A 5,176-nucleotide genomic window follows, 5' to 3' on the forward strand; every position below is an offset into this window, starting at 1 on the left:
AATGCAAAAAAAAGAGCGCTCGGATGCGACACAGATATTTTGTTCGCACTCAATATGGTGTAATCAAAATTAAGTCGCTTAACTATAGATATTTGACAGTTTATGTAAGGAGAAATGTGTATAGCGAAAACATATTATTTTTTCACGGATCCCATTGATAGCTTTAGGGAGAACAGATAATTTTAATTCAATTTCTAGCTGACGCATATTTAGTCCAGATTTTCTGATATTTCTCCCCCGAAGGATAAACGTTTCTATTTTTATTTATACTGTCTAGACGCATACTTAATGTAGATTGTTATTTTTTCTTACTCTGTCGCTGATTAAAAATGGACAGTTTCATGACTAACGATAGAAAGGAGTTTTAAGTTTAACATAAATAAGCCAGAAAACAGCAGCCAAAGCGTGATTCATTTTTCCTTACTAACAGTAAAAAACATTTTTCTAAAAACAAAAAATTCTAATATTAATTAAGGCTATATTGATAACTAAACACCAGAAAATAACTAACAAAGAATTTTATTCTATGGTTTTTACCTGAAAATAATAAAAAATGAAATATTATTAATAATGGCAAATCAATTAAAAGAATTATTATTTTACCTCTTTAGATTTGCATCAATACATTTAACGCATTAGTATCAGCTAATAGCACTTTTTTCACAGTTTGAAGATAGTTGAATACAATGAGAAAATTGCCTTTATTTATCTTAACATTGATAGGGTTTAACCTGCCAATGACAACTCAAGGAGAAGAAACGCTTTATGTTTCTGATGAACTGCTTACCTTTATCCATCGAGGACCTGGAACCGATTATCGCATTATTGGTAGCCTTAAAAGTAGTGATCAAGTTCAGTTATTGAACACAAATGCTGAAACCGGCTACTCCCAAGTTATTGATTATAAAGGAATAATTTCTTGGTTACCAAAAAATAAACTCAGAAAAACACCCAGTGTAAAAGCACGTATTCCCTTACTTGAAAAGGAAAATCAAGAATTACATGAAAAATTGACCACCATTGATAGTAACTGGAATAATCAAACCAGTGAAATGCAAAGCAAAGTGGCAGCCAGTGATCAAACTATTGCTAATCTAACCGCAAAAAACGAAAAACTGAAAAATGAGTTAATTCGCTCAGGAAAAAAATTAGAGATTGCACAAATCAATCTTGATAATAATCGCCGTGAGCTCATTTTACAGTGGTTTATGTATGGCGGTGGCGTTGCCGGGGCAGGTTTAATTTTTGGTTTATTATTACCTCATCTCATCCCACGACATAAAAAACATAATGAACGCTGGATGAATTAAAAAAATACCATGCAGATTTATCTTGTTGGTGGCGCGGTAAGAGATCAGCTATTAGGGTTGCCTGTTTCTGATCGTGACTGGGTAGTGGTCGGAGCTAGCCCAGATGATTTAATTAAATTAGGTTTCCAACAAGTAGGTAAGGATTTTCCCGTTTTTCTCCATCCAAAAACACGTGAAGAGTATGCCCTGGCTCGTACAGAACGCAAAACGGGTGTCGGCTATACTGGTTTTTCTTGCTATGCCGCACCTGATGTCACGATAGAAGAGGATCTGTTACGTCGAGATTTGACCATCAATGCGATTGCGCAAACTGAAGATGGGCAACTGATTGATCCCTACCATGGTGAACGGGATATAAAAAATCGCCTATTACGCCACGTTTCCGCTGCTTTTGCCGAAGATCCTTTGCGAATACTCAGAGTAGCACGTTTTGCTGCTCGACTAGCTAACCAAAAATTTACTATTGCCAATGAAACAAAATCGTTGATGAAAAAAATGCTTTTTAATCATGAGCTTAGTACAATTAGCGCAGAAAGAGTGTGGGGAGAAACGGAAAAAGCATTACAATCATTATCGCCTGAAATCTATTTTCGTGTCTTATATGATTGTGGCGGGCTAGCTATTCTTTTTCCTGAAATTAATCAATTATTTGGCACACCCGCAGCGGCAAAATCACATCCCGAAATAGATACCGGAATACATACGCTTTTAACCTTAAAGGTAGCGGCCTCATTAACTGACAATGTCGAAACTCGCTTCGCTGCTCTTTGCCATGACTTTGGTAAAGCGCTGACCCCATATGAACAATGTCCCGCTCATAACGATTATGTTAGCAAAGGTATTTCGCTAATTGAAGCTATGTGGGATCGACTACGTATTCCTAATAGAATGAAAGAGTTAGCTAACTTAGTGGCTCGTTTTCATCAACAAATCCACCAAATTCATCAGTTAACACCAGAAACTGTTATTAATCTATTTAATCAATTAGATAGTTGGCGCAAGCCGGAGCGTATCAATCAATTGGTCATCGCCTGTGAAGCAGATGCCCGCGGCCGGATAGGGCGAGAGCATATCACTTATCCACAAGCTAAATTTGTTATTGAAGCATTTAAGACTGTACAACAAGTATCAAGCAAAGATCTTATTGAGCAGGGTATAAAAGGTATCGCGATCAGGGATGAGCTTAACCGAAAACGTATACAAACATTAACTGACTGGTGGCAGCAACAAACCATTTTACCGATTTAAGCTAACCTAAACAGATTTTGTCCGCTCTATAATCACACCAACCTGCTTAGCCTGCGCCACGGCACCTGGCTTACAAACTTTAACGCAAACCCAACAACTATTGAACTGATTTAAAATAATATCAGCAATCTCCTGCGCAACCCGTTCTATCAATGCAAATTTTTGTGTTTCTATATGTTTAATTACCACTTGACTAACCTGCGCATAATCTAAACAATTTTCCACTTGATCACTTTTGGCTGGCTGCTGATTATCCCATCCCATCTCAATATCGATCAATAATTTCTGTTGGATCGTGTGTTCCCAATCATAAGCACCAATGGTTGTGAATACTGATAACTGTTCAATAAATATAATGTCCATTTAACCTTTTCTCATTTTTTTAATTGCGATAAATAATCGCTTTCCAGATACTTCTCTATTATCATTGACAAAAATGCCTCAATGATCACACATTTTAGTAAAATTTGCGGCAATAATAGAAGATTAACGACTATCATGCTGACAGATTTTGCCCAAAAAACCAAAAAGTTGAAAAATAATTCACTATCACTAAAAAATAAATTTAGCAAAAATATTCCTTAGTGTTACTAACAACTATACTGTATATTTTATTAATGATCTGATATTTCTATGATCTTTAAAACACAGTATGCAAATAATACTTTGATAAAACACATGTCTTATTAATACGTTAAGTTAAAAAGATCTTGATTATTTGGAGTAATGATATGAATGCAATCGCACTTAGCATGATTATCTTCGCTTATCTCTCTGGTTCAATCTCCAGCGCCGTCTTGATCTGCCGATTGATAAGTCTTCCTGATCCCAGACGCCATGGTTCCGAGAATCCTGGAGCAACCAACGTGTTACGCATTGGTGGAAAAGCGGCTGCTTTAGCTGTGCTCATTTTCGACATCCTAAAAGGGATGGTCCCAGTATGGCTAGCCTATTATTTAAATATTCCTCCTTTTTACCTTGCAATTATTGCCATGTCCGCCTGTTTTGGCCATATTTACCCCATTTTCTTTGGTTTTAAAGGTGGAAAAGGCGTTGCTACTGCTTTTGGCTCAATTGTTGCCATTGGCTGGGGGTTATCTGGCATTGTCGCGGGTACCTGGCTACTGACTGTACTACTCAGTGGATATTCATCATTAGGAGCTATTGTCACTGCTCTATTAGCTCCCTTCTATGTTTGGTGGTTTAAACCCGAATTCACCTTCCCGGTTGCGATGCTTTCATGTTTCATACTCTTTCGCCATCATGATAACATTCAGCGTCTGTGGAGAGGCCAAGAAAGCCGTATATGGCAAAAAATGAAGAAAAAAAGCGAAAAAACAAATAAAGAACTGATTCAAGACACTAAAAAGCAAGAAAAAATGATTAACTACTGATTACTGTGTTAATTTTTAGACTTTAAGTCGATTTATGATTTATGCACAGTTGTTGTTGCTAACGGTGATAAATCTGCTAGTGGCCAACGTGCTTTCACTGTGATATCCAAGCTATTACTTACGCCATTTTTTAAACGGATCATGCCGGCCAGCGCTATCATTGCGCCATTATCAGTACAAAATTCTGGTCGAGCATAAAAAACCTGGCCGCCAATTTTTGTTATCGATTCTGCCATTTTTAGCCGTAAAGTAGGATTTGCACTTACACCACCCGCCATAACCAAACGCTTAGAAGCCGTTTTTTCTAAAGCACGTTTACATTTGATCACTAATGTATCCACAACAGCATCTTCAAATGCCCGAGCAATATCAGCAGCGGTTTGTTTATCCATACTATTATTACGAATGGTATTGGCAGCAAAAGTTTTTAACCCTGAGAAACTAAAATCGAGTCCCGGGCGGTCTGTCATCGGACGAGGAAATACAAAACGGCCAGCCTGTCCCTGCCCTGCCATCAATGAGAGTGCTGGCCCGCCGGGATAATCCACACCTAATAATTTTGCTGTCTTATCAAAAGCTTCACCCGCAGCATCATCAATTGATTCGCCTAATAACTGATATTGACCAATCGCTATTACATTAATTAACTGAGTATGCCCACCAGAGACCAATAATGCTACAAAAGGGAATTCAGGACTATTTTCTTCCAGCATTGGCGCCAGTAGATGCCCTTCCATGTGATGAATAGGAATAGCCGGCACTTGCCAAGCAAATGCTAATGAACGCCCAATTGTTGCTCCCACCAATAAAGCACCGATCAAACCAGGACCCGCGGTATAAGCAACCGCATCAATATCACCAGCAGTTGAATCCGCTTGTTGTAGTGCCGCTTTAATTAAAGGAATTGTTTTACGAATATGATCGCGAGAAGCTAATTCAGGCACCACTCCGCCATAATCCGCATGCAATTTTACCTGGCTATATAATTGATTGGCTAATAAACCTAATTGATCATCATAAATCGCGATACCCGTTTCATCGCAAGATGTTTCTATACCTAAAACACGCATATATTACTCACCACCTTCGCTAATAGCCGAAGTTTATCACTATTTATGTAAAAAAGGTGCAACTTCTCAGCAAATATAGCTAGGCGACTTTAAAATGATTACAATTAATTACTCTATATCAGTAAATTTATATTGGAGAAAAACATATATTTTT

Annotated in this window: 5 protein-coding genes; 3 read left to right on the forward strand and 2 right to left on the reverse strand. The window is 37.7% G+C overall.

Annotated elements, in window-relative coordinates:
* Window positions 1-686: 686 nt before the first annotated feature.
* Both ARSQ2_RS10020 and ARSQ2_RS10025 read left to right on the forward strand, forming a co-directional pair.
* Window positions 687-1,310, forward strand: a complete 624-nt coding sequence (locus ARSQ2_RS10020) for a TIGR04211 family SH3 domain-containing protein (RefSeq protein WP_181995213.1) — start codon at window positions 687-689, stop codon at window positions 1,308-1,310.
* A 9-nt stretch (window positions 1,311-1,319) separates the two neighbouring features.
* A complete protein-coding gene (locus ARSQ2_RS10025; protein ID WP_181995209.1) occupies window positions 1,320-2,558 on the forward strand; it encodes a multifunctional CCA addition/repair protein in 1,239 nt (412 codons plus the stop codon).
* A gap of 6 nt (window positions 2,559-2,564) precedes the next feature.
* On the opposite strand, the gene folB is transcribed toward ARSQ2_RS10025, so the two are convergent.
* Window positions 2,565-2,921, reverse strand: a complete 357-nt coding sequence (folB, locus tag ARSQ2_RS10030; protein WP_181995210.1) for a bifunctional dihydroneopterin aldolase/7,8-dihydroneopterin epimerase — start codon at window positions 2,919-2,921, stop codon at window positions 2,565-2,567.
* A gap of 368 nt (window positions 2,922-3,289) precedes the next feature.
* Between folB and plsY the strand changes: the two genes are divergently transcribed.
* On the forward strand, window positions 3,290-3,952 hold the full coding sequence (plsY, locus tag ARSQ2_RS10035; RefSeq protein WP_181995211.1) for a glycerol-3-phosphate 1-O-acyltransferase PlsY: 663 nt from the start codon (window positions 3,290-3,292) through the stop codon (window positions 3,950-3,952).
* A gap of 32 nt (window positions 3,953-3,984) precedes the next feature.
* Here plsY and tsaD read toward each other — a convergent pair whose 3' ends face one another.
* Window positions 3,985-5,022, reverse strand: a complete 1,038-nt coding sequence (gene tsaD / locus ARSQ2_RS10040) for a tRNA (adenosine(37)-N6)-threonylcarbamoyltransferase complex transferase subunit TsaD (RefSeq protein WP_181995212.1) — start codon at window positions 5,020-5,022, stop codon at window positions 3,985-3,987.
* Window positions 5,023-5,176 lie beyond the last annotated feature (154 nt).

Origin of the sequence: Arsenophonus endosymbiont of Bemisia tabaci Q2 (assembly GCF_902713415.1) — a bacterium.
In the GTDB taxonomy this organism is placed as follows: Bacteria; Pseudomonadota; Gammaproteobacteria; order Enterobacterales; family Enterobacteriaceae; genus Arsenophonus.

Bases quoted from the DNA above. Each gene is read 5' to 3' on its own strand.
- tsaD (WP_181995212.1), bottom strand. From the start codon at position 5,022: ATGCGTGTTTTAGGTATAGAAACATCTTGCGATGAAACGGGTATCGCG.
- folB (WP_181995210.1), bottom strand. From the start codon at position 2,921: ATGGACATTATATTTATTGAACAGTTATCAGTATTCACAACCATTGGT.
- ARSQ2_RS10020 (WP_181995213.1), top strand. From the start codon at position 687: ATGAGAAAATTGCCTTTATTTATCTTAACATTGATAGGGTTTAACCTG.
- ARSQ2_RS10025 (WP_181995209.1), top strand. From the start codon at position 1,320: ATGCAGATTTATCTTGTTGGTGGCGCGGTAAGAGATCAGCTATTAGGG.
- plsY (WP_181995211.1), top strand. From the start codon at position 3,290: ATGAATGCAATCGCACTTAGCATGATTATCTTCGCTTATCTCTCTGGT.